General features: G+C 55.7%; 22 protein-coding genes, 4 tRNA genes and 2 pseudogenes. 11 read left to right on the top strand and 17 right to left on the bottom strand.

The window, feature by feature from the left end; all coding sequences use genetic code 11:
- Window positions 1-28: 28 nt before the first annotated feature.
- Window positions 29-256 carry a hypothetical protein gene (locus FQ664_RS03805; protein ID WP_144170754.1) on the bottom strand — a complete coding sequence of 76 codons (228 nt, stop codon included), beginning with the start codon at window positions 254-256 and terminating at the stop codon, window positions 29-31.
- Window positions 257-993: 737 nt separating this feature from the next.
- Between FQ664_RS03805 and FQ664_RS03800 the strand changes: the two are divergent.
- Both FQ664_RS03800 and FQ664_RS03795 read left to right on the top strand, forming a co-directional pair.
- Window positions 994-1,167, top strand: a pseudogene (locus FQ664_RS03800) (IS66 family transposase); the annotation flags it as partial.
- Window positions 1,168-1,419: 252 nt separating this feature from the next.
- Window positions 1,420-1,872 carry a GNAT family N-acetyltransferase gene (locus FQ664_RS03795; protein WP_144170464.1) on the top strand — a complete coding sequence of 151 codons (453 nt, stop codon included), beginning with the start codon at window positions 1,420-1,422 and terminating at the stop codon, window positions 1,870-1,872.
- Here FQ664_RS03795 and FQ664_RS03790 read toward each other — a convergent pair.
- Window positions 1,805-2,224 (bottom strand): hypothetical protein, encoded by a 420-nt coding sequence (locus FQ664_RS03790; RefSeq protein WP_144170463.1) that lies wholly within the window; start codon window positions 2,222-2,224, stop codon window positions 1,805-1,807. The two genes, FQ664_RS03795 and FQ664_RS03790, sit on opposite strands and share 68 nt — an antisense overlap.
- Window positions 2,225-2,920: 696 nt before the next feature.
- Between FQ664_RS03790 and FQ664_RS03780 the strand changes: the two genes are divergently transcribed.
- On the top strand, window positions 2,921-3,406 hold the full coding sequence (locus tag FQ664_RS03780; RefSeq protein WP_218570399.1) for a cupin domain-containing protein: 486 nt from the start codon (window positions 2,921-2,923) through the stop codon (window positions 3,404-3,406).
- Window positions 3,407-3,634: 228 nt separating this feature from the next.
- Here FQ664_RS03780 and FQ664_RS03775 read toward each other — a convergent pair whose 3' ends face one another.
- The 11 genes and pseudogenes from FQ664_RS03775 to FQ664_RS03720 all read right to left on the bottom strand — a co-directional run bounded on the left by FQ664_RS03775 (window position 3,635) and on the right by FQ664_RS03720 (window position 15,801).
- Window positions 3,635-4,042: a DUF3224 domain-containing protein gene (locus FQ664_RS03775; protein WP_144170461.1), complete on the bottom strand. Its 408-nt coding sequence runs from the start codon at window positions 4,040-4,042 to the stop codon at window positions 3,635-3,637.
- 70 nt (window positions 4,043-4,112) lie between these two features.
- A pseudogene (locus FQ664_RS03770) lies at window positions 4,113-4,409 on the bottom strand (transposase domain-containing protein); the annotation flags it as partial.
- Window positions 4,410-4,861: 452 nt separating this feature from the next.
- Window positions 4,862-5,749, bottom strand: a complete 888-nt coding sequence (locus tag FQ664_RS03765; protein ID WP_144170460.1) for an HNH endonuclease — start codon at window positions 5,747-5,749, stop codon at window positions 4,862-4,864.
- A gap of 8 nt (window positions 5,750-5,757) precedes the next feature.
- The gene (locus tag FQ664_RS03760) at window positions 5,758-7,254 is read right to left on the bottom strand and encodes an AAA family ATPase (protein WP_144170459.1); all 1,497 of its coding nucleotides are present in this window, start codon (window positions 7,252-7,254) and stop codon (window positions 5,758-5,760) included.
- A 353-nt stretch (window positions 7,255-7,607) separates the two neighbouring features.
- On the bottom strand, window positions 7,608-10,244 hold the full coding sequence (locus tag FQ664_RS03755) for a DEAD/DEAH box helicase (RefSeq protein ID WP_144170458.1): 2,637 nt from the start codon (window positions 10,242-10,244) through the stop codon (window positions 7,608-7,610).
- On the bottom strand, window positions 10,241-11,206 hold the full coding sequence (locus FQ664_RS03750; RefSeq protein ID WP_144170457.1) for a HamA C-terminal domain-containing protein: 966 nt from the start codon (window positions 11,204-11,206) through the stop codon (window positions 10,241-10,243). The genes FQ664_RS03755 and FQ664_RS03750 overlap by 4 nt, the downstream gene beginning before the upstream one ends.
- Before the next feature lie 395 nt (window positions 11,207-11,601).
- Complete coding sequence (locus FQ664_RS27720) at window positions 11,602-11,877, bottom strand: hypothetical protein (RefSeq protein ID WP_144170456.1); 276 nt, start codon at window positions 11,875-11,877, stop codon at window positions 11,602-11,604.
- Entirely contained in the window at window positions 11,874-12,854 is a 981-nt protein-coding gene (locus tag FQ664_RS03740; RefSeq protein ID WP_144170455.1) for an integrase domain-containing protein, read from the bottom strand. Before FQ664_RS03740 ends, FQ664_RS27720 begins: the two co-directional genes overlap by 4 nt.
- Window positions 12,855-13,752: 898 nt before the next feature.
- Window positions 13,753-15,081, bottom strand: coding sequence for a tyrosine-type recombinase/integrase (locus FQ664_RS03730; protein ID WP_144170454.1), 1,329 nt, complete (start codon window positions 15,079-15,081; stop codon window positions 13,753-13,755).
- 162 nt (window positions 15,082-15,243) lie between these two features.
- A tRNA-Thr gene (locus tag FQ664_RS03725) sits at window positions 15,244-15,319 on the bottom strand.
- A gap of 71 nt (window positions 15,320-15,390) precedes the next feature.
- Window positions 15,391-15,801, bottom strand: a complete 411-nt coding sequence (locus FQ664_RS03720) for a pilin (RefSeq protein WP_144170453.1) — start codon at window positions 15,799-15,801, stop codon at window positions 15,391-15,393.
- 216 nt (window positions 15,802-16,017) lie between these two features.
- On the opposite strand from FQ664_RS03720, the gene FQ664_RS03715 reads away from it, so the two are divergent.
- Genes FQ664_RS03715 through yacG form a run of 4 tightly spaced genes read left to right on the top strand, consistent with a single transcriptional unit; the run spans window position 16,018 to window position 18,915 of the window.
- Entirely contained in the window at window positions 16,018-17,226 is a 1,209-nt protein-coding gene (locus FQ664_RS03715) for a type II secretion system F family protein (RefSeq protein WP_144170452.1), read from the top strand.
- Window positions 17,227-17,228: 2 nt separating this feature from the next.
- Complete coding sequence (locus FQ664_RS03710; protein ID WP_144170451.1) at window positions 17,229-18,095, top strand: prepilin peptidase; 867 nt, start codon at window positions 17,229-17,231, stop codon at window positions 18,093-18,095.
- The gene (coaE, locus tag FQ664_RS03705) at window positions 18,095-18,718 is read left to right on the top strand and encodes a dephospho-CoA kinase (protein WP_144170450.1); all 624 of its coding nucleotides are present in this window, start codon (window positions 18,095-18,097) and stop codon (window positions 18,716-18,718) included. The genes FQ664_RS03710 and coaE overlap by 1 nt, the downstream gene beginning before the upstream one ends.
- Window positions 18,715-18,915, top strand: coding sequence for a DNA gyrase inhibitor YacG (gene yacG / locus FQ664_RS03700; protein WP_046616199.1), 201 nt, complete (start codon window positions 18,715-18,717; stop codon window positions 18,913-18,915). The genes coaE and yacG overlap by 4 nt, the downstream gene beginning before the upstream one ends.
- A 135-nt stretch (window positions 18,916-19,050) precedes the next feature.
- Here the strand turns inward: yacG and FQ664_RS03695 are convergent, their stop codons facing one another.
- A complete protein-coding gene (locus FQ664_RS03695) occupies window positions 19,051-19,758 on the bottom strand; it encodes an energy-coupling factor ABC transporter permease (RefSeq protein WP_144170449.1) in 708 nt (235 codons plus the stop codon).
- 86 nt (window positions 19,759-19,844) lie between these two features.
- Here FQ664_RS03695 and FQ664_RS03690 point away from each other — a divergent pair, with 86 nt between their 5' ends.
- The 4 genes from FQ664_RS03690 to FQ664_RS03675 all read left to right on the top strand — a co-directional run bounded on the left by FQ664_RS03690 (window position 19,845) and on the right by FQ664_RS03675 (window position 22,648).
- Window positions 19,845-20,276 (top strand): hypothetical protein, encoded by a 432-nt coding sequence (locus FQ664_RS03690; RefSeq protein ID WP_144170448.1) that lies wholly within the window; start codon window positions 19,845-19,847, stop codon window positions 20,274-20,276.
- A gap of 55 nt (window positions 20,277-20,331) precedes the next feature.
- Entirely contained in the window at window positions 20,332-20,961 is a 630-nt protein-coding gene (locus FQ664_RS03685) for a DUF1780 domain-containing protein (RefSeq protein WP_013970766.1), read from the top strand.
- Between the two features lie 133 nt (window positions 20,962-21,094).
- Window positions 21,095-21,268 carry a DUF3094 domain-containing protein gene (locus tag FQ664_RS03680; protein ID WP_144170447.1) on the top strand — a complete coding sequence of 58 codons (174 nt, stop codon included), beginning with the start codon at window positions 21,095-21,097 and terminating at the stop codon, window positions 21,266-21,268.
- A gap of 84 nt (window positions 21,269-21,352) precedes the next feature.
- Complete coding sequence (locus tag FQ664_RS03675; RefSeq protein WP_144170446.1) at window positions 21,353-22,648, top strand: NAD(P)/FAD-dependent oxidoreductase; 1,296 nt, start codon at window positions 21,353-21,355, stop codon at window positions 22,646-22,648.
- 247 nt (window positions 22,649-22,895) lie between these two features.
- Here FQ664_RS03675 and FQ664_RS03665 read toward each other — a convergent pair.
- The 3 genes from FQ664_RS03665 to FQ664_RS03655 form a co-directional block, all read right to left on the bottom strand.
- Window positions 22,896-22,971: transfer RNA gene (locus tag FQ664_RS03665), tRNA-Lys, on the bottom strand.
- A 5-nt stretch (window positions 22,972-22,976) separates the two neighbouring features.
- Window positions 22,977-23,053 (bottom strand) — tRNA-Pro (locus FQ664_RS03660).
- Window positions 23,054-23,100: 47 nt separating this feature from the next.
- A tRNA-Lys gene (locus FQ664_RS03655) sits at window positions 23,101-23,176 on the bottom strand.
- Window positions 23,177-23,258: the final 82 nt, after the last annotated feature.

Here is a 23,258-nt window from a genome sequence, read left to right as displayed (position 1 = left end):
CCGATAACACACGACAACGGGATCTTGCCTAACGCTCAGGGTCCTGGCCGCTTCGCTCCATCACCTTCCCACACTGCTCACTGGCCAAACGGCTGATGATCCGGATCGCCTGATGGATACCGGCCGTGTTGCGAAAACTCAGGCGCGGGTTGTGTTCGCACTCCAGCATTTCGTCGTGCTGGACAAGGGCTTCGCCTAGTAGTTCGAGAGTCCAGGCGTAGCTTTGGATGGTGGATAGGCGTTCTTGGTCAGTCATGGCGTGCCTCCCTTGTTGCAGAGACAGAGCGAGATTGACTGGAGGTGAGATCGCTGAGGGCCGTCGAGGAACGGCGGTGGAGAACGGATGCGAGGATCCTGGACGGACTTGAAATAAGCATGCATGACACTCCAAGTTTTGGTTGGAGCTGCCACGATCCTTCCTACGGGATTGGGTGGCAGCTGTGCATGGGGTAGGAATACCGGGAAACTTGGAAACCCGGCCAGGCCGAAGCCTGCCCACACACAGCCGCCATGACACAGCACGGCAGGCACAAAAAAAGCGCCAGCTGTGGTGCAGGGGCGCCTAGTGCGTGCGCCAAGTTTACCAACGGGTTCCTACGCCCGGTCACGGAATTTTCCGCGACGGAGGAAATTTAGCCTCACATGCCTTGGCTGGGCAAGTGTAAACGTTGTAGGAAACATCTCTTATAATGTGCGAACAGCGCCGAAATTAGCAATTAAGGCCGAATCCAATCATCTGCATCCAAATATCCATTCAGACTTCGAATGCAGCGACATAGGCTCAGGTGAAATCGCCAAAGTGAGAGGAGATGCATGAACAATGAAAGTGCTGCCAGGGCCATTGAACTAGAGCTTGGTGACCACTACCTGAACTGTTCCAAGCGCTTGAAGAAACCAGCCAGGGCGCTGGGCAACCACGCCAGAGCAACCTGCCATAACCGTTAACCTGCGCCCTTGCTGGCAATGCCGACCTGATTACATAGTGACACCACAGGCGAGAAGAAAACCCACCGAGCTTACATCTGGGCCTACAGCACTACGCCGTTTTCGGTGCTCAAAGCGGTGGTTTACGACATCAACCCAAGCCGTGCTGGCGAACACGCGCGCAACTTCTTGGGCGACTGGAACGGCAAGTTGGTCTGCAATGACTTCGCAGGCTACAAAGCCGCTTAACTCTCCAAGACACCACCGCACTTGACCACTTGCGGCCGCTCCCCAGGCATGCCCCGAGCAACCGCACCCGCTTTGAAAAAATCTTCCAAACCTCGCAGTTGCAGGCTATGCGGTCGCCAGCCGCTTCGTCGCCGCAGGCGACTTCACCCTGTTCAAGGTATGTTAACTGCGCGCTTGCGGCACTGACGGTGACTCTGGTGGCCTTCTACCGCAAACTAGACAACCCGGCATTCAAGGAAGGGCTTCATGGACACCATCACTGAAACCGACACCATCACGCTGACGCTGGACAATACCCGCCTGGACATTCCTTACGTCCACGGCTTCCTCACCACCTCGACCTGGGCCGCCGGCATCTCCCGGGAGCGCGTGGAAACCAGCATCAACAACAGCCTGTGCGTGGGGGCCTACGACGGGGACAAGCAGGTGGGCTTCGCTCGGCTGGTCACGGATTACGCGACTTTCGGTTACCTGTGCGACGTCTTCGTCGATGAAGCGTACCGGGGGCGGGGCCTGGGGCGGCGTTTGTCGGAAACGTTGCTCGAAGTACCCGAGGTCCGTTCGCTACGGCGCATCCTCCTAGCCACCACCACTGCTCCTTGGCTGTACGAAAAGATAGGCTTCACGCCGGTCAACCGGCCCAACTACCTGTGGCAACTCCACCGCCCGGACGTATACGCCCAGCCTTCCACCACGTGAAGTGACTCAAGCGGATATCGAGAAAATCGGCAGGTCGTTGCTGGCGCGGATTTCCCGTAGGCTGACCGAAGTCTTGATCTGTTTGATGCATTTGAGCGAACATCCCGTGGGCCACGGTGAGTTTGATACTCTGACCTATTGCCTGAGTGCGGATCTCGTCTGCCAGTTCGTCGCCGCCTTCATAGAGGCTATCCAGGTCGGAAAACAGATCGTAAAAGCCGGCATTGATTTTCCGCGACCACGTCAAGGCAATCGCCGAGAATGCTTGCCTGACCAGGTTTGTATCAAGCTTGCTCTGCGGTGTTTCGAGGGCGTGGCCGTAGAGTTCGATCTTCTGAATGCTGGCATCCATTGCTTTTCACCGTTCCTGGGCCGCGGGTAGAAGTAGGGGAGCAGGGTAGCTTTATCAAAGGTGAAGCGCGGCTTTCGATAAAGGTGGCACAAGGCCACCACACACTACCTGCATTACTTTCCGATTTCGACAGCGACTAAAGTCGCTAACCGGCGCCATGGCCCCCTGTGGAACTGAGCTTATCCGGGAGGGAAGCAACTCGGTGAATGGCACCGGCTACGCCGGTGTTCGCGGGTGAACCCGCTCCCACAGGGTATTGCAGTGTGTCTGCCGACTATGTGATGACCAGGCTGGGCCAGCAGCTGGAGATCGTGATGGAAAGCTTGGCCATCTGAAAATATCTCTAACCGGTGAAAGCATAATCTTAAAAAAATTCGCCAAACTCCCCGAAAACACTGGGCGAAATCCAAATGTCAGCCACCCATTATCTTGAAAACCGTGCAACCTGAAGTGAAATGTCGCTGATCCCGTCCACTCAGCTGAAGCGGAGGACTGAAGGCAGCCTGGTCGGCCAAGCGCAGAATGAGGAGTCACCGTTTGAACGCCAGCATTCAAGGAGAATTGTGCGCGCCCATCATTTTTCATCCCCATCGTAGCCACTCTCTCCCTATACTCCGGCTGCTAAGGGCTCAAGCGAGTTAAAAGCCAGCTTCTTAGCGCCCGCTTTCAGAGCAGCCCCACTATGACTGAGGAAGCATGATGTCAGCGAAAGATGAGCCGTTACCTATCTTGGCTTCCGATGCGCCCGTAAGGAATCGTCCGAGCAATTATCCCGAGCCCTTCGCGTCGAGGATGAGTGGTCGCACAAAGCAGCCACTTGGTGAGCTTTTCATGCTGAAGAACTTCGGGGTGAATCTTATTTGCCTTCCTCCGGGATGTGTATCCGCATTGCACCATCGTCACACCCAACAGGATGAGTTCATATATGTTCTTGAGGGTACACCCACCCTGTATAGGGGCGATGAGATTCACCCTCTGGCGCCTGGGATGGTTGTGGGCTTTCCGAGCGGGGGCCTGGCTCACCACTTAGAGAATCGATCAAATTCCGACTGCGTGATTCTTGAGGTTGGTGATCGTCGTGCTGGTGATAGTGTCTTGTACCCTAGTGATGACATACAGGCAATGTCGGCACCAGACGGTGAGTGGCTATTCGTGCACAAGGACGGCCCCCCCTACATATAAGCACTCGGATTATTGTTCCCCATGATCGTGAGACGAGGTTGGGTGAAGCAGCACGAGTGCCGTCCAATCTCTCGTCCCCCACGTTCTACGATTACAGTGTCTTCTTCCATATCAGCGAATGGGCTCAGTGGTCGCTCAGGGGTAGATGGCCCATGATCTGTAAGCGTCCGGTGATCACACCCGCCCCTGGGTACAACAAGAGGCGGTGTTCTGTAGAAAGCGGGCTAATCAGGCTAACTGGTAATTCAGCCGAATGCGGTGTGTACCCTCACCATCAATTGAGATCTCCCCGGATCCGGAGATTCCTTTCAATTCATTTGTACCACTACCTGCGACGATGCAAAAAAACTCGTCGTTGCGCTCAGAACCCGTTGTTGATGCGGAGTGGACGAAATTGAAAGTGCCAGCTTGCCCATTCACCGTACCCTTGAAGCTCTCCATTGCGATGTAGGTGCCTATCTTGGTGGTGTGGTCAAATGCTGCGGTGAAGAACGCTGAGGATTCACCCTGTATATCCCCTACGTAGGTTTTTTCCATGGTACTGACAGTCACTGGCAAGGCCGTTTTGATCTCGACGGCAGGATTAAGGCCTGTAGGTTTAAAATTTTTTGGCGAAAAGATTGCTAGCGCTTCCATTCAAATCCGACTCGTTCCATAAGTTTGGAGGATTAGTTTACTGTAATCGCCGCAATCCGCTCGACGAAAGTCAGGCCGGTACCCACTGATGGGGCAGCAGCTGCCCGATTTCGCTGGCCTGATGCATCGGCAGGCGCGTCAGCACATCTTTGAGATAGGCATACGGATCATGCCCATTCATGCGCGCCGATTGGATCAAGCTCATGATCGCAGCCGCCCGCTTACCGCTGCGCAACGACCCCGCAAACAGCCAGTTCGAGCGACCGAGTGCCCATGGCCGTATCTGGTTCTCGACCGGATTGTTGTCGATGGGCACAGCTCCATCGTCCAGGTAGCGCGTCAGCGCTACCCAGCGTTTCAGGCCGAACAGGGTGTAGTCCTTGTCCCGCGGCTTAGCAGCCTCGCATTTGGGGTCTGAGAGGGGCGTAACGGTGCGTGCCATAGGTATACGTTTTCTCGTCGAACCAGCGTATACCCTAACGTATACCTAAATTCGGTATATACCTAGAGACAGAGCGAGACAGCTAGAAACAAGAAAGCCCGCGCTTGGCGGGCTTTTCATGGGGTTCCGTATGCAAGAAGAGACGTTACGGAATAGCTGGATGGTGCCGGAGACAGACGGACGGTTGCTGGCCGTGAGGGCCCGGTTTTCGCGGGGCTGGAATTTGGTGGACTTTTTAATGTACCTCATAGGATATCTATAAACAAATCAGCTATTTATGGCTTTCAGTGGAATCGAATCGGGAATCTCTGGGATCAAATGAGAGCTACGACTATTCGATTCAAAAAAATAGAGCCAAATTAATTTGGCGCTAAATATTAAGGGGCTGGAGGTGAAGATTGACGAAACCCATTACTGCTTGGAGAACTCGATAGTTTAATCTTGCTATTAGCATATTCAACGAATTCTGGACAGGCAGCTAAACCGTGCCAAAGCCGGCTATCCCAAGCGTTGCATCCTAATTTATTCCTTGCTTCGGAATATCTACGCTCTAGTACTCGATCCAATGTACATTGCGATACTCCGTCCGGATGATGCTGACGTAACTCGCCAATGAGCCCGCTCACTGTACTGGATGCCTCACCTTTGAACCTTTCTATCAGTCCAAGCCGCTCAAGATGCTCATGCGCGACAGCCCCCGCTTCGCTTAGCGCTCCTTCACCGCCACCATAGTATTGAATTGAAAGCCTCCCATTATTTACAGTAACCTTGCAGTGAAGCAAAGCATAATTATCGTCAACAGTAAAATACGGATGACAATATATCAACTTATGCCCATCAAAAAAACTAGACTTCCTCTGATTACAACCATAGCAGATATAAACCAAATTCCCATGATAAACAGAATACTCTGGGAAAAAGTCCTTAGGCATATAATGATCCCAGGTTTTAGGATCATTTAGCATACAATACGCACAACGCTGCGCATTAATCTCAGACTGCAAAATTAAACTTTTTAGAATTGCATCTTTATGTGCAGACAGCTCTTTAGTCCCTATTGAATAGCAAGACTTGAGCGCTTCTTTTGCACTATCAGTCCAAACCTGCAGAACTGGAGGTCTAAAAGACTCTAGGGCTTTTGAATAGGTCTTACATAAGCTCAGAACACTACTCTGCACGGCTTTTAATTCCGCCCTTGTTTTAAGGTGCTTACTACCAACTATTGCTGGGAAATAAACATCAACACTCAGAGAGTCTGCCTTCACCTGATGCCTCATTTAGACCCCGCACTTCTATCCACTAGAGACTCCAAATAAATATCCGCACTTAAACTCATCTGATTATTAAATATCGCGCGCACAGCTTCAACATCATGATTCGCTTCAACGCACATTCGATCCAACACCGCCCTATAGTCGCGATCTGCCTCCGTGGAAGAAAAAACGAATTTAGTTAACTCTGACAGGCTCTCTCCAAAAGTTTGAAACGTAGGTTTCAAAACCATTGGAGTCATCCGATCTCGGCGAAGCACATGAACACATTCCATGGGAAGCTGTTGAATCACTAGGGGCGAGTGCGTTGCAATAATTGCGAAAGAGTCGTGACTTTCTAAAATCTCACTGAGCACATTAAGAAGGCCTGTCAGCAACTGCGGATGCAAGTGCAACTCAGGCTCATCGAACAATACTAATGTTCGTCGATCAATTTTTGAAAGAACATGAAAAATACAGTTAATAGCAAGGCGCTGCCCTGCACTCAGGCGCTCATACAACCCTTCATTTTCTTCTGGCGCGTCAATGAAATTCTCTAAATCATCAACTCTAACTAAATTTCCAAGCACCTTTTTTAGTAGATCCCGCTTATCACTAGGCAAACCAGCTAAAGTCACCTTTATTTCTTCCAGGAGATTTTCTTTATTCTTAAGTCGCCCTCTCTGACTTTGCAGGCCGCAGTAGCTATATTGAAACTTTTCACCTTGAAGTTGCGTAGGCCGATCAAACTCATCAAACGCACTGAAAGAGACCGCCACAACACCATAGATCGAAGGAACTGGATTTAAAACATCGCCTCCCTGAAGAGCAGATCTTTTTTCCTTTAACGCCTGCTTTGAAAAGCGACTCATAAGCATTGCAAGCCGAGCCATGACTTGTGTTTTTCCAACACCGTTCAAGCCAACAATCGAGTGTATACGTCGCGGCGCACCCAGATCAGAGTGAAAATCAAAGTAAAATTCATGAGGTGCACTTGCTCCCTCTAAAACTATCTTGGCAGAAAATGCACTTATTAGCTGCTGCTCCGAGCCGAAAGCAGCACCCGCTTCATCGAGTAGCTCTCGCGCCACTAACTCTCTAAGCAGGGATATCTGAAAGCATGGCTGCTCTTGAAATTTCTTTTTCACATCTGCAAGGAACGAGGCATCTCTAAGTGTTGTTAAGACATCAGTTGCCAGATTTATGTCCAAGCTAGCAAGTAGCTCGTAGTATTTCTTATTTGAACTTAAAGAACAAATCATTCCGGCAAGATCCGCGGGAATTATTGAGCCAGACGGCAACTGTTGAAAGGGCCTATTCTCAAACCCCTCAAGTTGCCCATCAGTCATTATCTTTGTTTCATCAAGATCTACCTGATTGCTTTCGCTTACAACTAACCTTACACCGAACAACGTATAGTAGGAATAATCATTCCAGCCGTCCCTTGCAAGTAAAATATGCGGATAAGGTACACCCGATGGTGCCCCAACAAAAAATCGACTGCAAATATAAATATCCATAGTGGTAAACCTATCAGTATATTTTCGCCAAGTCTAGATACCTAAGTTTCACTAAAACGATTCATCGCCAACGGCTGATTATTGACACCCGCACAATAGCAAAACTTCAAAAAAATCGGCCCCACAGGACACAAAAGGTTTTTATGCTATTTAGTGGCTTACTACCTGCCGGTCCGACTGCTTATTTTCCTGTCACGATACTTCCGCTAAAGTTAGTGTCGTCGTTTCGGGCGTAGGGTTGGTCCAGTCATCCACCGAGGAAAAATGAGCATATGCTCATTTTCCAAGGATACACAAACCACCCTAAAGCTCCAAAAAACCGTTCTATTACCCGATTTTTCCTAGTGAGTCAGTCAATTACTATCCACCTCTACTTTGGCGGAAAGAAGAGATTTTGCACGGAGCTCTGCAATTACTATCGCGGACATTTGACTGAAAGATGCCTCCGACTGATTCTTTATCCAATTCCGTACTTGGTCTGGGGTGAGCGAGGAGTCCGTTATCATCGCGGCTACGGCCGATGCAGTAATGCGAGATAGTCCAAACTCCACAAGAGAACGTCCTGTTGTAGTAGAAATCCCCAGTTCTAATGCCAGAGAAAAATCGTATACTTCGGGTAGTATATCTTCGCGCCCAGCTTCAATTAGCGCGAACCGCAGGAGATCTACGTACGCTTTAGCCCATTGCACCAGCTTAAAACGCACCGTTTGCTCTACTAGTATGAACATGTTCCTGATTGCGGCATCAATGATTACCTGGTCAGGCTTTTTCTTCGTAGATAGCCTTGCCTCAGACAGCTTAAATCTAACAGACTCATTGACTAACTGCGTCAGCGGCTCACCTCGCATCCATTTCAGAGCAGTAACGCACACATGTGATACAAAGCCTCGAGACTTTCGTCCTTCCTCGCCACTAAGAGTCAAACCACCGAGATGTTTGTACATCCTTCGGATAATGCTATTGTAAACAGCATAAGAATCGGTTGACGGATTTACCGGAATTATTTTGGAGAACTCACCTTTTTTAACACCTTGACGTAGTCGTGCAAGCAAGCTTGCTAGCGCTATCGGATCGATCATCCAACTGCTAGTCAATACCGACTCAGGTAAACCTAGTTTGCTAAGCGCTTGAGATGCAGCAGATGAAAGCACAACTTTTTTATCTACCCCCAAATCGATGCTAGGCCTGTTCAAAAGTGTCGCAAGGTTGCCCTGAGCATACCGAAATAAAACTAGACCTGCCGCCGCCGTCACTCTTTCATCTATATTGAGGCGATCAGCATCCGATTTGTCTCGACCGGCTGCATCTAGGACCTGAACAACTGAATCAAACTCTGTCTCAATAGTTTCTTTAAAAGCTACTTTTATTCTAAACGGTTTTCGCTCGGTAAGTGGCTGAGTTTCCCACTGCTCATAATTTACTAAAAAAACGTTGCCGACGACTTCCTCTCCTAATCGTCCAGCTCTTCCTGCAAAGTTCCACAGATCGGCCTCATCGAGCACCTCGCCTCTATTGCCCCTCGTAGGGGTATCGATGAAGACATTTCGTGCAGGAAGATTGACACCTTGAAACAAGGTAGTAGTGCAGCAAAGATAATCCAGCGCACCTTCTCGGAATGCACCTTCGATGCCTTCACGGAGTAGGCTGGGCATATTACCATAATGAAACGCCACGCCATTTCGCACGAACTGGGCGAGCGAATATCTATTATGAATGTGCTCTTCAATAAATTTCGCAAGTTCTTCTAAAGCTTTTTCGCTTTTCTTTGACCTATTGAGTGCAATGAGCGCACTCAAATCCTCGGCGTTTTTTGCTCCTGTTGCGTACACTAACGATCGGCCAGAGCTTCCTAACTCAAGTGCAACTGCAGCGAGCCTGCCATCTTCGCTCAGAGCAAACCCTCGCTTAAACGTGTAACTTCCGATTGACTCCAATTTACTCGGAGTCACAAGGTCTAGTTTGATTACGTGCTCATTTTCCCTAGGAAAACTTACGCTAATCCGATTTTGGACTACTGGAGAAAGCGAAGTCTCTTGGATATCTATATCAGACAACCCCACGCTTTCACCAATTAATTTAAACCCACTCGCTCCTGGAGCCAAAAATAGAAACCGAGCGAACGGATTCATCTCTCTAATCTTTTCGAGCGCATCTTGCAAAATCATGCCCCGAGAATCGTCACCCATTGCCTGGGCTTCATCGATGATTACGAGATCAATAACTCCAGATAGATTTACTGATGAAAGAAGCAACTGAGCGCGCTCTTGCGTCAGGACGTAGATCTGCTTGGGCCGAGCCAAGGGATCGAGGACTGGAATCGTTGTGATCCGAAGTAACGATTCGAGGTGAGACAACCGCCGCTCCAACTTCCCCTGAATTTCTGTGAGCAATGCTCGCGTGGGTGCAATGTAGAGTGCTGTAAATTTTTCTTTATTTAGTGCCGACTCACATAGGTGCTCAAGGACGACAAATGACTTTCCTGCCGAGGTTGGGGCGGATATAGCGGCAGCACTGCTTGATTGCAATCTTTTCCATACATTCAGCTGGAACTCGGTGAGCGGGATTTTCTTCCCAGCCATTTCTACTGAATTAATTTCCTTTAGCAACGCGCTTCGCATATGCACATGCAACCCCAACGCATTACATCCATTGCTCTCAAGTTTCGCCAGCCCGGGGAAATTGCCAAGATCTGAGAGAATGTGAACAGCGCCTTGATGAGCTCCATCCGCCTTAGAGACAAGCGATGCAAATACTGCAATCTGCTGTGCAAGATCCCGACTTTCCTCGTCATGTGCCTTCGCGAAAATGCTTGCTGAACTGAGAAGCCTCGCAAGCGTGCCCTCGCTAAGATCAGGGCCTTGAACATCAACGGAATGCCCCTCCGACAATAGAGTGGACCTAATACCCACAGCTCTTAAATCGGCCAAATCAGACCAAAACGCTGATTCCTGACGAATTTCCTGCGCCACTTCATCTGCGAATGTATTCATTTGTTTATCTCGGCGAAAATTCGCTTCAGTTCATTGATATCAGGAACTGCAATCAAGAATACAAACGTACCACCCAAATCCAGCCCTTTAGCCGCTGCTTGGCGATCAAGATTGGCTTTAAAGCTAGCATGCTTAGCGATATAAAGTCCCTCTAAGTGCTCTTCATGAATGGATATGGGCTTTTCTGGGTCGCGGCTAATTTTATTTTCATAGGCCCTCTCAGTGAAGACCAAGCTTCCAACGTGCATGTCTCGTCGATTCAGGTGCTTCCCTGCACCGGAATACACATTGAAGAAAGATTTTGCTGCTTCACGCTGCTCGCCCTGAAGCGATTCAAGGTTTGACAAATCACTTACTAATCGAAGTTCGTTGAGCTTTCTCCCTCTATCAGCTTCATAGCTTGAGATCGAATCCACCATTTCACGAGAGGCATCTGCGGCGCTTGGCGTCAACTTCGACTCCAACAAGAAGAAAGTCACGCTCCCATCTTTGTTGGCTCTTGCATGAAGGCCATCCACACCATGGACAGGCATTTCGGAAGATGTTTTCAAGGCCATCTTCGCGCCAATTTGAGCAGCTCCAAGATATTGAACAGCCACAACATAGGAAATCAGTTCACCGATTTCTCCGTAACGACCTTTGTTTTCTTCACTGTACTTTACGAGAAGGCGTACTGCTTCTCTTCGGAGCCTCAGAGCTGCTGCAGTGCTACCCCCTGTCTTGGAGTTCGCGCCTTGGGCATTAGCTTGCTGACGTTTCGCAAGAGGAATAGCGTAGTCGACCAGGTGATCGGATAGAAGCTCCGCAAACTCATATACTTGAGGCTCATGCTCTCGCATACGAAGGTAAAGGAGGCGCGGCTGGCGCAGTGGAGGGTCGCTGTTTACCTCCTTTAGGACATTGGCCAAATCGACGATTGGCTCAAAGAGCGCGTCAAAACATTCTTCAATTGCCTGAGTCACTGAACTGTCCCTGTCGTCATACACCGAGCCGTAGCTTCACTGTAGCGGCCTCACGTGGTATTTGTGCTGGCCGCACAGCGTCAGTGTCTGAGATACCTGGCAAATCAAGCTATTTTGAGCTCGGTGCCGGCAAACGATGCTGAACGCTGGCAGCTAAAGCCCAATCATAGCTTATGGCCACCACCACAGCTATAGACCCGTGACGGACCTCTGCGCTCGCTAGAAAATCGACAGCGAACCAGGGCACAAGCAACTGACTGGGCCAACTGGCGGCTATATCGACCCTATCTAAATGGACGTTTGAGGATGCTCCTTCTGGCCGATAACTGCCCCATCACGACTGGCAGCTTTGGATTGATGGCTACGAGTCGTGGCCATCAACATCACATCCTTGCTCAGAGATCAAACCTCCATGTTTTCTGTAACCGACGAGAAAGCAGCCGCACAGTCAACAAATAGTAATACCGCGTTGCCTCGCTGCGTCGATCTAGGTGACGCTCAAGAAACCAAGCCAAATGCTTTCTCCGCCAAGCCAAGGGTGTCTCTCGCTGCCAACGCTTTGTAATCTCAGCGTGGATAAGCTTCGCCTGCCGTAAATGGCGTTGCCGCGTCGCGTGCGACCCGGTCAGCACGCCAGCCAAGAACAACTCCATATCGGATGGCTTGCTCATGTCCGTCCTCCGATGTAGGCCACGACCACGTCGATCCGACCGTGCCCCAATTCATAGCTGATTTGCCTCCGAGCCTCACGATCAAGGTTCCTGTCTAACTGGCAACATTGACCGCCATTGATTGGCGCGCGGTGTTGGGTGAATTGCTCATAGCGCTCACATGCGTAGGCCGCTCGCAGCTCATGGAGTCCCTTGAGGTTGTATACATGCAGGATGTTCCGTGCAGGGCGGATGCTTTCTTGCAGAAGACTCAGGTAACTTTCGTTTGGCGCAATCAGGTTGCGGCTACCAGCCGGCGAAACCTGCCGCGCAAACCCAAGCGCATCGCTAATCTGGCCATCCACCGCAATCCAACGGGATGCCGAGGCGCCGGAGCGACCGCCTTTCGTGCCGTCCTGGATGTTGATCATGCCTAGGTCGTTAGCCTCGCGGCTTAGCCGTGGCAGGTCAGCCAAGATGGCCTCACGCAAGCGCATGCCGGTGGCTCGCGCCAATAGAACGATCGCGGCAGCGCGTGGGTGATGATGACGGCATAGCGCATCGACGATCTGCTTAACCTGTTCGCGGTCTTGGCCTTGCGGCACCGACAGTCGAACTCCAGTGCGCTGCATTCCCAACGCCTTGCTCGGACTGGGCACTGTCACGCACTGATCACCGCGAAGCGCCGCCATGGTCCTGTTAACGCTGGATAGCCGGTTTTGTGCGGTGCTGACGGCGAGGTTACCGCGCCTAACCACGTCACGCAGATACGCCGCATAGTCGGCCAGCACCTTGCGATCAATCTGTCGCGCATCATTGATGCCGGGACCCTGCACTGAGCGGCACCACTTCACGAATGCCTGCCACCGATCACTGTGCGCCTTGACCGTGCCGTAGTGGCCACCGCCGAACATGTCTTTCAGTGCCTGAGGTCCTGCGTAACTCAATTGCCTGCCGTAGCCGAAATTACGGCCATCGCGTCTACCCACCAGTGCCATGTCGGTTACCTCATCCCTTGCTCTCCAGTCCTCGCCCCACGTCATCCCGCCAAGAATGTTGAGTGTTATCAGGGATCAAGGCCCCTGCGACCTGTGGGGAATGTCCACTACGCGGGACTGGCGGCTCCTTACAACCGGGAGCAAGGGCATCTCATGATCTGGCCTCCTGAACACCGTTACCGGTGGGCGGGTGGAGGCAGCACAGGCTGACGAGACCAGCGCCTGAAGATCCAGAGTCATATGCAAGCAGCAATGCGATGACCGGGGCATGCCTGACTGTCAGTCAGGTGCAGTCCATTCCTTGGTCTGCGGCACCATCATCTACAGCGCTGTTGCTGGTGACATCGGCGTTTGTCACGCCGATTGTCACGAGGGGAATTGCCGCAAAGCCATATGCGATCAGTGCTGCAGCAGTGGTAGACGTGCCCGTCTCTTTCCACAGAAAGAGACGGGCACAGGTTGGCGCAATATTCGGCCAAGCGGATAGATTGCTGCAGGGCAGCGCAATAGGAAGTGTCGTCTGGCGCACGAGGGCCATGAAATGTAGTTGGCATCCATCACCGGGGAGGTGACCGGGCGAGCTGCCGGATGCGAGTCGCCCTTGGGGAGAACCACCGCAGGAGCGGCGTGACCTTCAAGGTTCGGGTCACCTGGGGTGCTGTCATCGACAGCCTTTGCACGGCCATTTCTACGCCTGTGGATAAACCCGGTCAAGGGCCGAAATGCAGCGCTCTTGGGGACGTGAATAGCGGTTATCCACCGGTGGAATTCCGCGGTAAATCCTGGACAAACTCGTGGCTTTTAGCTCTTCAAAGTGAGGTCCATCCAAACAGGGCGGCTTTGCAGCCCTGTTTGGATGGACCCGTGTAGAAGAGCAGCCCGCGCCGATCTCGCAGGCTCACCCGCGATTGAATGCGCCATGACCATTTGGCAAGGCTGTGACGCTGTCGCCTACCGGATGGGCAAAATCATGCGGAGTAACATGGGCCGATCTGTTGGCATCGATGTAATTACTCCACCAAGCCATGATCAACCGACGCTGCTCCAGAAATTGGGCCTTGTGGATGTATGCAGCGCGCACGCGGTTACGCTCCTGATGGCTCATCTGCCGCTCAATCGCCGCGTCCGTCCACAGTCCTGATTCGAGCAAGGCACTACAAGCCATGGTCCTGAAACCATGACCGCACACGTCCTTGGTGGTGTCGTACCCCATATTGCGCAGCACCTGGTTAACCGTATTTTCCGACAAGGGTTTCCAATACCTGTGGTCACCAGGCAAAACCAGTTCAGAGAAGCGATTCAAGCTGCGCAGCCGCTCAAGGATCTCGATGACTTGTGGCGACAGCGGCACTATCTGAATGTCCCCACTCATCTTGGTCCCGCGCGTGGAGTAACGAACGCCTTCAATCGGCTTACGGGTATCGGGGATCTCCCACATCGCCCGTTGCAGGTCGAATTCATCCCACCGGGCGAAGCGCAATTCACTGGACCGCACGAACACATGCAGCGTCAGCAGCACTGCGAGCCGGGTCAATTCGCGACCGGTGTAGTTGTCGATTCGATCCAACAGTTCAGGAAGGCGGTTTAGCGAAAGTGCAGGACGGTGCACGGTGCGAGGCGCTTGAATCGAGCCGGCCAGATCAAGTGCCGGATTTTGAGTGATCTGCCGCGCCCGCTTCGCACCCCGCATGATCGTGGAGAAATAGTTCTGCACACGCAGCGCTACATCCATGGTGCCACGATCCTTGATCCGCTGGGTGACCTCAAGGAGATCATGGGTGTCGAGCTCAGCGATAGGCCGCTGGCCAATCAGTGGAAACACATGGGTGCGCAACCTGCTCAGCACCGTCTTGGCGTGGCCCTCGGTCCAGCGCCGGGACATTTCGACGTGCCACTCTAGGGCGACGGTTTCAAACAGAAGACTCGCCCGCTGAGCTGCGATCTTGGCCTTCTGCTTTTCTTCCATCGGATCAAGGTTATCGAGCAACAGAGCCTTAGCCTCATCGCGCTTGCTCCTCGCGACGGCCAACGAAACGATGGGGTACTTGCCGATGATCAGCGTGCCTTCCTTGCCGTTGGGTTTGAAATACCGCAGCCGCCAAGTCTTCGAGCCACAGGGCGTGACGTAAAGGTACATACCCCCGCCGTCGAACAGTTTGTAGGCTCGATCACGCGGTTTGGCCGTGCGGCATTTGAGGTCGCTGAGCGGAACGGCTAGACGTGGCATAGGGGTACGTTCCATTCAGGAAAGACGCTGTACCCCAAAAATACCCCCGGTTATTGGGGATTTAGTTGGTTCCCGACGGAGGGTCGTGGAAACGAAAAACCGGCCCGAAGGCCGGTTTAGAGGGCTTCCAAAGCATTCAGCGGAATGCAGTGGAGCTGGATGTGGTGCCGGAGACAGGAATCGAACCTGCGACCTTCGCGTTACGAGTGCGCTGCTCTACCGACTGAGCTACACCGGCGTGTAGCGCAACGTACCACTGCTCGCACCCGTTACGCAAACCCCTGTTTCCCCTGACTTATTGCCCTACCCTCAAGGCGCCTTGCAGCCCTTCGGCGCCAGGTCTGCTTCAATGTCGGTGGTGCACGCCCAACCGCTAGCCGACCGCGTCAGGGTCAGTGCCTTACCGAGCACAGTGGCCGGCGCATCCACCAGCGTACAAACGATGCTCCCGGTGCCATCCGCCGCCTTGCCACTAGCCGTGATCGCACAGTGCGCAGTCGCCGGCTGGCCCCCCAGCGCGGCCACATCCGCCACGTCCTTGCCATCATTCAGGCGCAGGTCCATCGCCGTCTTCAGCGCGCTGATCTCCAGCAACCCGGCAGCAGCCTTCGAGCGGGACTGGTGGTTGGTGTACATCGGTAAGGCGATGGTCGCCAGAATGCCGATGATCGCGACGACGATCATCAGTTCGATCAGGGTGATACCGCGTTGCCCTTTCATGAACGTTTTCCTTTTTGATACGCGTACTCGTTGAGGTCAGGCTCGACCCCGGCTGGCAGCGGCGCAGTAGGCCTGAACAGACACCTTTTGTCACCCCTGCCCGCTTGGGCGTCATCTTCGCTGAACTACTCTAGTGAGCATCACGGACACGCGCCCCTTCATGGACGCGGCAAGCTGTATCCAGGCTTGTCGCTCGGGCAGAAAAAGGACCTTTGCATGACCCTATCCACACCCCTCTACACCTGGCACGGCACCGACGCCAACGGCACGCCGGTCAGCGGCCAAACGCCCGGGCGCAGCCCGGCCTATGTGCGCGCCGGGCTGATCCGCCAGGGCATCACGGTAGCCAGCTTGCGGCCTGCCAGCGGGCTGACGCTCGGTTTGCCGAAGCGGCGGGAAAAGGCCGACCCGGCGGGGTTCAGCCGGCAGCTGGCGACCTTGCTCAAGGCCGGGGTGCCGCTGTTGCAGGCGTTCGAGGTGATGGGACGCAGTGGCTGCGATGCGGCACAGGCGGCGTTGCTGGATAGATTGAAACAGGATGTAGCCTCGGGCCTGGGGCTGGCGGACGCGTTGCAGCGCCACCCGGGCTGGTTCGATGCGTTGTACTGCAACCTGGTGCGGGTGGGTGAGCAGTCCGGCACGCTCGACCGGCAGCTGGAACAGTTGGCGGGCATGCTGGAGCAGCGTCGGGTGCTGCACAGGAAGGTGCGCAAGGCGATGATCTACCCGCTGCTGCTGTTGCTGACCGGGCTGGGGGTGTCGGCGATCTTGTTGCTGGAGGTGATTCCGAAATTCGAGAGCATGTTCTCTGGCATGGGCGCGGCGTTGCCGGCATTTACCCAATGGGTGATCGACTTGTCCACAGGGCTGAGCCGCTTTGCGCCACTGTTGCTGGTAATGGGCGTGGTACTCGGTTTTGCCATGCGCCAGCTCTACCGGCAGCACGCGCCAGCGCGCCTGTGGATATCTCGCCGGGTGCTGGGCCTGCCGGTGTTCGGCAAGCTGCTGGGGCAGGCGGCGCTGGCGCGGTTTGCGCGCAGCCTGGCAACCTCCTACGCCGCCGGGGTGCCGTTGCTGGATGCGCTGGGCACGGTGGCCAGGGTCAGTGGCGGCGACTTGCATGAGCAGGCGGTGTTGCGGTTGCGCCAGGGCATGGCCAATGGGCAGGGGCTGCACCAGGCGATGGCCGCCGAGCCGCTGTTTCCACCGCTGCTGGTGCAACTGACGGCCATTGGGGAATCCAGCGGCACGCTGGACCAGATGCTGGAAAAAGCCGCCAGCCATTACGAGGAACAGGTCAGCCAGGCGCTGGACCAGTTGACCAGCCTGCTGGAGCCGGCCATCGTGCTGGTCCTGGGCCTGCTGGTGGGTGGCCTGGTGGTGGCGATGTACCTGCCGATCTTCCAGCTGGGTAGCTTGATCTGAACATGACTTTATGGACTTTACTGGCTGAGCAGCCGGCGTACTTCCTCACCCTGGCCGGCGTGCTCGGCCTGCTGGTGGGCAGTTTTCTCAATGTGCTGGTGTACCGCCTGCCGATCATGCTGGAGCGACAATGGCAGCGTGAAGCGCAGGAAATGCTGGAATTGCCGATCACGCCACACGAGCGTTTCGACCTGTGGCTACCCGCCTCGCGCTGCCCGCATTGCGCGCATCGGATTCGCGCATGGGAAAACATTCCGGTCATCAGCTACCTGGCCTTGCGCGGGCGTTGTTCAGCCTGCAAAACCCGTATCAGCCCGCGCTACCCGTTGGTGGAGGTGGCCAGCGCGTTGCTGTCGCTGGTGGTGGCCTGGCGTTTTGGCGCGTCGCCCGAGGCCTTGCTGGCATTGCCGCTGACCTGGTGCCTGCTGGCCCTGAGCCTGATCGATGCCGAGCACCAGTTGCTGCCGGATGTGCTGGTGCTACCGATGCTGTGGCTGGGGCTGATCGTCAACGCCTTCGGCCTCTACCTCCCGCTGAGCAGTGCGCTGTGGGGCGCCGTGGCCGGCTACCTCAGCCTGTGGACGGTGTACTGGCTGTTCAAGCTGGTTACCGGCAAGGAAGGCATGGGCTATGGCGATTTCAAACTGATGGCGCTGATCGGGGCCTGGGGTGGCTGGCAGGTGTTGCCGTTGACCCTGCTGCTGTCGTCGGTGGTCGGGGCGCTGGCTGGGCTGTGCCTGCTGCGTCTGCGCCGGCATGCCATGGGCACGGCGATCCCGTTCGGCCCTTATCTGGCGATTGCGGGGTGGATTGCCGTGCTCTGGGGTGATGAAATATACGCTTCATATACACAACTGCCTGGATTCTGATGACCACTGCGGCCTTTACCCCCTGGATTCTCGGCCTGACCGGCGGCATTGGTAGCGGCAAGAGCGCCGCTGCCGAGCGTTTCGTCGAGCTTGGTGTGCATCTGGTCGATGCCGACCAGGCTGCGCGCTGGGTTGTCGAGCCTGGCCGCCCGGCCCTGGCCAGCATCGTCGAGCGCTTCGGCGCTGGCGTGCTGCAGGCGGACGGCCAACTCGATCGTGCCGTCCTGCGCCAGCTGATCTTCGCCGACCCGGCGCAGCGCAAATGGCTGGAGCAATTGCTGCACCCGCTGATCGGGCAGGAAATATTCAGCTACCTGGCCAAGGCGCAGTCGCCCTATGCGGTGTATGTGTCACCGCTGTTGATCGAGTCGGGGCAATACCAGAAAACCCAGCGGGTGCTGGTGATCGATGCGCCGCAGGAGCTGCAGGTGGCGCGTACCCTGGCGCGTGACAACACCAGCGCCGAACAGGTGCAGGCCATTCTCAAGGCCCAGCTGGCCCGTGAGGAGCGCCTGCGCCATGCCGATGATGTGGTGGTCAATGACGGCGACCTGGCCGCGCTGCATGAGCAGATTGACCGCCTGCACCACTTTTACCTGACTTTACGAGGAGGCCAGCCATGAGCCAGCCATTGACCGTCGATTGCCCGACCTGTGGCGCACCTGTGGAATGGAACGAGAAAAGCCCGTTCCGGCCGTTCTGTTCGGACCGTTGCAAACTGATCGACCTGGGGGCCTGGGCGGCGGAGGAGCACAAGATTCCGGGGGCGGAAGACTCCGAGGATGAACTGTATTCGGGGGACCTGGAGCCACGGCATTGAGCTGATAGCAGGGTGTCCTTCCGGGCCCTTTCGCGGGTAAACCCGCTCCCACAGGTACTGCACCAGCCTTGAAAACCGTGAGGTCCCTGTGGGAGCGGGTTCACCCGCGAAAGGGCCAGTACAACCCCCACAAAATCACCGCTCATCCTCCTTCCACGGCGCCTGCAGATACCGGGTGTGGTTGAAGGTCTCCAGCCACTCCGGGCAAAACACCACCAGCGCGCTGATTACCGTGCCGTTGATGAACGCTTCGGGAAACATCATCAGCCACAGGTAGCCGACAAAATCGCTGAGCCACTCCGGCATGGCGAAGCGCCCGTCCAGCCACAACAGCCCCAGGCCGGCCGACAGGCAGGCCAGCACCGTCAGTGCCGCCGGGAAGAACCCTGCACAGAAGATATACACAAACAGGTTCCGCGGCTGGGCGCGCTCGACCCCTATCGCGCACACCTCGGCTATCAGCACCGGCAGGCCAACCAGCAACACGCCATTCAACCCCAGCGCCGCCAGGTCCTGGCGCCCCAGCACCAGCAAGCCGAGCTGGGCCATGAACCCACCCAGCACCGCCAGTGGCCAGTCCAGCAACAGCGTGACCGCCGTCATGCCAATGAAGTGGTACGACACCCCGGTATCGAAATCGCGCCGCACCAACCACAGCGCAAACAGGCAGAACACCGTGCCAAACAGCAGATGCTGGCGGCGCCGGTCAGTGAACAGCTCAACCCAGCCAACCCGGCTGATTGCCCAGACCAGCAATGGCACATAACCCAGCCAGCCAAACGTAAGGGTGGTGCCGGACAACACCTGCGCGCTGATCACCTGCCGAATACCCCTTGCTGCCATGTGGATAAAACCGAGTCTACACCCATTCTCCGTTTCATTCGGCTGCGGTAGGCTGACGCCTTCATTCGATGCAGGAAGCATTGCTCATGCTGGAAGGACTCAACCTCGCCCTGCTGCTGGCTGCAGCACTCAACGCCATCATCGGCCTGCTTCACCTGGCCATCATCGCCGTCGGGCCGCGCTGGTACCGTTTGTTCGGGGCCGGCGAGCGCATGGCCGTGGCCGCCGAAAATGGCCGCTGGTACCCGGGGCTGATCACTGCCGCCATCGCCTGCGTACTGCTGGCCTGGTCGGCCTATGCGCTGTCGGCTGCCGGGGCCATCGGGCGGCTGCCCGTGCTGCTGCCGGCCATCTGCCTGATCACCCTGGTGTACCTGGTGCGTGGCCTGCTGGGGCCCATATTGCTGGCAGGCACCGGGCGTTCGCGGCGTTTCATCGTGGTCAGTTCGCTGATCTGCCTGGGGTTTGGCCTGGTGCATCTGCTTGGGGTGGTGCAGCAGTGGCCGGTACTGGGCTGATTCCTGCGCACAAACAGCATCTTATCGTCATCGATTAGCGGCTAAGCTTGTCTGCATGGATGACTCCGACTACCTGCGCCTGCTTACCATCCAGGCCGAACAAGCCAATGCCTTTCTCTCCAACGCCCGCAAGTGGGAGCGGGAGCGTTGGGTGTGCCAACGCCTGTTGCAGGGGCTGAACATCCCCTACCGCAGCGAGGACTTCACCCCGGCGGGGCAAGAACCGCCAGACGTACTGTTCCGCGACGCGGCCTTCGAGGTGTTTTTCGTGCTCGACGAGGGCCGCCGGCTCAACGATGAATGGCGCGAAGAACTGCAGCGCCGGCGCAGTGCGTTTTCCCTGGCGCAGCTGGTGCGCCGTGAAGCGCGCCCGCGGCGCATCAGTGCCACCGAACTGCTGGGGCGCCTGGCGCCGACCTTGCGCAAGAAGGCGCACAACTACCGGGAACGCGGGCTGGAGCTGAACGAGCTGGACATCATTGCCTTTGCCAGCCTCAAGCGCGAAGTGCTCGACCTCAACACCCACTTCCCGCCGCCCACCGAATACCTGCGCCAGGGCTGGCGTTCGCTGTCGCTGGTCGGGCCGACGTTCGCCCGGGTGCTGTTCGCCCACCCCGACGCGCCGGATTTCCTGCGCGGCAACCTGGGCCGCAGCATCGTCTTCGATGTAGGCATCAGTCTTTGATCCAGTGCAGCGAGTGTTTGCGATGGCGTACACTCGGCGCCAGGGATAGAAAGCATTATCATTTGTTTCAAGCGCTTGCGTGAACGCTGTAGCGTTTACGCAGTCACAAACGTCTACCTGACGAGGCCCCACCATGACCAGCCGCCTGAATCCGGAAGATCAGCGTCGTGTCGATGAGTATCTGCGAGCCCCCCAGCACCAAGTCGAGCGCAGGCCCTTCAGGCCGTGGCTGCTCCTTGCGCTGGTGGTGGCCGTGACCATCGGGTTGGGTCTCATCAGCCGCCTGCTCAGTGGACTGGTGCTATGAGCTGCTTCGCGCTCGCCCTGCCCTCGTGCAGTTTGCGGCCGGCCCTTGGGGCCATGAATTCCGTAAACCTTATGAGATATCCCCATGACTCATCGCATCGTGATTGTCGGCGGCGGCGCCGGCGGCCTGGAACTGGCGACCCGCCTGGGTAAAAGCCTGGGCAAGCGCAAACAGGCCGAGATCACCCTGGTCGACGCCAACCTCACGCACATCTGGAAACCGCTGCTGCACGAAGTGGCCGCCGGCTCGCTGAACTCCTCGGAAGACGAACTGAACTACGTGGCCCAGGCCAAGTGGAACCACTTCAACTTCCAGCTGGGGCGCATGAGCGGCCTGGACCGCGAAGGCAAACAGATTCAACTGGCCGCCACCCTCGACGAAGAGGGCCGCGAGCTGCTGCCTGCGCGCACCCTGGGCTACGACACCCTGGTCATTGCCGTGGGTTCCAACACCAACGACTTCGGCACCCTGGGTGCAGCGCAGCACTGCCTGTTCCTCGACACCCGCAAGCAGGCCGAGCGTTTCCACCATCAGTTGCTCAACCACTACCTGCGTGCCCATGCCGGTGATGTGGCGAGCGAGAAAATCAGCGTGGCCATCGTCGGCGCCGGTGCCACCGGTGTAGAACTGGCAGCCGAGCTGCACCACGCAGCCCACGAACTGGCGGCCTATGGCCTGGACCGCATCCAGCCCAAGGACATGCACATCACCATCATCGAGGCGGGCCCACGTGTATTGCCAGCACTGCCAGAGCGCATCAGCGTGCCGGTGCACAAGACCCTGGAGAAACTCGGGGTGAAGGTGATGACCAATGCCGCCGTCAGTGAAGTGACCGAGGATGGCCTGAAAACCAAAGACGGTGAAGTGATCCAGGCCAGCCTGAAGGTGTGGGCGGCGGGTATCCGTGCACCGGGCTTCCTCAAGGACATCGATGGCCTGGAAAGCAACCGCATCAACCAGCTGGTGGTGCGCCCTACCCTGCAAACCACCCGCGACGACAATATCTTTGCCTTCGGTGACTGCGCCGCCTGCCCGCAACCGGGTAGCGACCGCAACGTGCCGCCACGTGCCCAGGCGGCGCACCAGCAAGCTTCGATGCTGGCGCAGAGTTTGAAGGCGCGCCTGGAGAACAAGGCGCTGCCGACCTATGAGTACAAGGACTACGGTTCGCTGGTGTCGCTGTCGCGCTTCTCGGCGGTGGGCAACCTGATGGGTAACCTGATGGGCAGCGTGAAGCTGGAGGGCTGGCTGGCGCGGATGTTCTATGTGTCGCTGTACCGGATGCACCAGATGGCGCTTTACGGGTTCTTCCGTACGGCGTTGATGATGCTGGGTAGCAAGATTGGCCGGGGCACCGAGCCGCGCCTGAAACTGCACTGACAGGCACCAGCATGCCCTGTGGGAGTGGGTTTACCCGCGAATGCGATGGTGAATTTGCTGACGCATTCGCGGGTGAACCCGCTCCCACAGCGGACTGTATGGGCCCCAAGAGCGCATTTTAAATTCGAGGCAAAAAAAAGGGCATCTCATGCGAGATGCCCTTTTTTCATGGTGGGTCGTGTAGGATTCGAACCTACGACCAATTGGTTAAAAGCCAACTGCTCTACCAACTGAGCTAACGACCNCATGGTGGGTCGTGTAGGATTCGAACCTACGACCAATTGGTTAAAAGCCAACTGCTCTACCAACTGAGCTAACGACCCGGAAATGGTCGGGGTGAGGGGATTCGAACTCCTGACATCCTGCTCCCAAAGCAGGCGCGCTACCGGACTGCGCTACACCCCGTGATACTTAAAGAAAAAGGGCATCTCGCTTGAGATGCCCTTTTTACATGGTGGGTCGTGTAGGATTCGAACCTACGACCAATTGGTTAAAAGCCAACTGCTCTACCAACTGAGCTAACGACCCGGAAAATGGTCGGGGTGAGGGGATTCGAACTCCTGACATCCTGCTCCCAAAGCAGGCGCGCTACCGGACTGCGCTACACTGC

The sequence above is a fragment of the Pseudomonas persica genome (assembly GCF_900291015.1).
In the GTDB taxonomy this organism is placed as follows: Bacteria; Pseudomonadota; Gammaproteobacteria; order Pseudomonadales; family Pseudomonadaceae; genus Aquipseudomonas.
Note: the sequence above shows the minus strand (reverse complement) of the source record. Positions and strands in the feature narration are given on the sequence as shown.

What these genes read in the sequence shown, in the direction of transcription:
- FQ664_RS03775 (WP_144170461.1), bottom strand. Translation starts at nt 4,042, where the DNA reads ATGGAAGCGCTAGCAATCTTTTCGCCAAAAAATTTTAAACCTACAGGC.
- FQ664_RS03730 (WP_144170454.1), bottom strand. Translation starts at nt 15,081, where the DNA reads ATGCCACGTCTAGCCGTTCCGCTCAGCGACCTCAAATGCCGCACGGCC.
- FQ664_RS03715 (WP_144170452.1), top strand. Translation starts at nt 16,018, where the DNA reads ATGACCCTATCCACACCCCTCTACACCTGGCACGGCACCGACGCCAAC.
- FQ664_RS03790 (WP_144170463.1), bottom strand. Translation starts at nt 2,224, where the DNA reads ATGGATGCCAGCATTCAGAAGATCGAACTCTACGGCCACGCCCTCGAA.
- FQ664_RS03755 (WP_144170458.1), bottom strand. Translation starts at nt 10,244, where the DNA reads ATGAATACATTCGCAGATGAAGTGGCGCAGGAAATTCGTCAGGAATCA.
- FQ664_RS03685 (WP_013970766.1), top strand. Translation starts at nt 20,332, where the DNA reads ATGGATGACTCCGACTACCTGCGCCTGCTTACCATCCAGGCCGAACAA.
- FQ664_RS03795 (WP_144170464.1), top strand. Translation starts at nt 1,420, where the DNA reads ATGGACACCATCACTGAAACCGACACCATCACGCTGACGCTGGACAAT.
- coaE (WP_144170450.1), top strand. Translation starts at nt 18,095, where the DNA reads ATGACCACTGCGGCCTTTACCCCCTGGATTCTCGGCCTGACCGGCGGC.
- FQ664_RS03710 (WP_144170451.1), top strand. Translation starts at nt 17,229, where the DNA reads ATGACTTTATGGACTTTACTGGCTGAGCAGCCGGCGTACTTCCTCACC.
- FQ664_RS03805 (WP_144170754.1), bottom strand. Translation starts at nt 256, where the DNA reads ATGACTGACCAAGAACGCCTATCCACCATCCAAAGCTACGCCTGGACT.
- FQ664_RS03690 (WP_144170448.1), top strand. Translation starts at nt 19,845, where the DNA reads ATGCTGGAAGGACTCAACCTCGCCCTGCTGCTGGCTGCAGCACTCAAC.
- FQ664_RS27720 (WP_144170456.1), bottom strand. Translation starts at nt 11,877, where the DNA reads ATGAGCAAGCCATCCGATATGGAGTTGTTCTTGGCTGGCGTGCTGACC.
- FQ664_RS03740 (WP_144170455.1), bottom strand. Translation starts at nt 12,854, where the DNA reads ATGGCACTGGTGGGTAGACGCGATGGCCGTAATTTCGGCTACGGCAGG.
- FQ664_RS03760 (WP_144170459.1), bottom strand. Translation starts at nt 7,254, where the DNA reads ATGGATATTTATATTTGCAGTCGATTTTTTGTTGGGGCACCATCGGGT.
- FQ664_RS03720 (WP_144170453.1), bottom strand. Translation starts at nt 15,801, where the DNA reads ATGAAAGGGCAACGCGGTATCACCCTGATCGAACTGATGATCGTCGTC.
- yacG (WP_046616199.1), top strand. Translation starts at nt 18,715, where the DNA reads ATGAGCCAGCCATTGACCGTCGATTGCCCGACCTGTGGCGCACCTGTG.
- FQ664_RS03680 (WP_144170447.1), top strand. Translation starts at nt 21,095, where the DNA reads ATGACCAGCCGCCTGAATCCGGAAGATCAGCGTCGTGTCGATGAGTAT.
- FQ664_RS03780 (WP_218570399.1), top strand. Translation starts at nt 2,921, where the DNA reads ATGATGTCAGCGAAAGATGAGCCGTTACCTATCTTGGCTTCCGATGCG.
- FQ664_RS03695 (WP_144170449.1), bottom strand. Translation starts at nt 19,758, where the DNA reads ATGGCAGCAAGGGGTATTCGGCAGGTGATCAGCGCGCAGGTGTTGTCC.
- FQ664_RS03675 (WP_144170446.1), top strand. Translation starts at nt 21,353, where the DNA reads ATGACTCATCGCATCGTGATTGTCGGCGGCGGCGCCGGCGGCCTGGAA.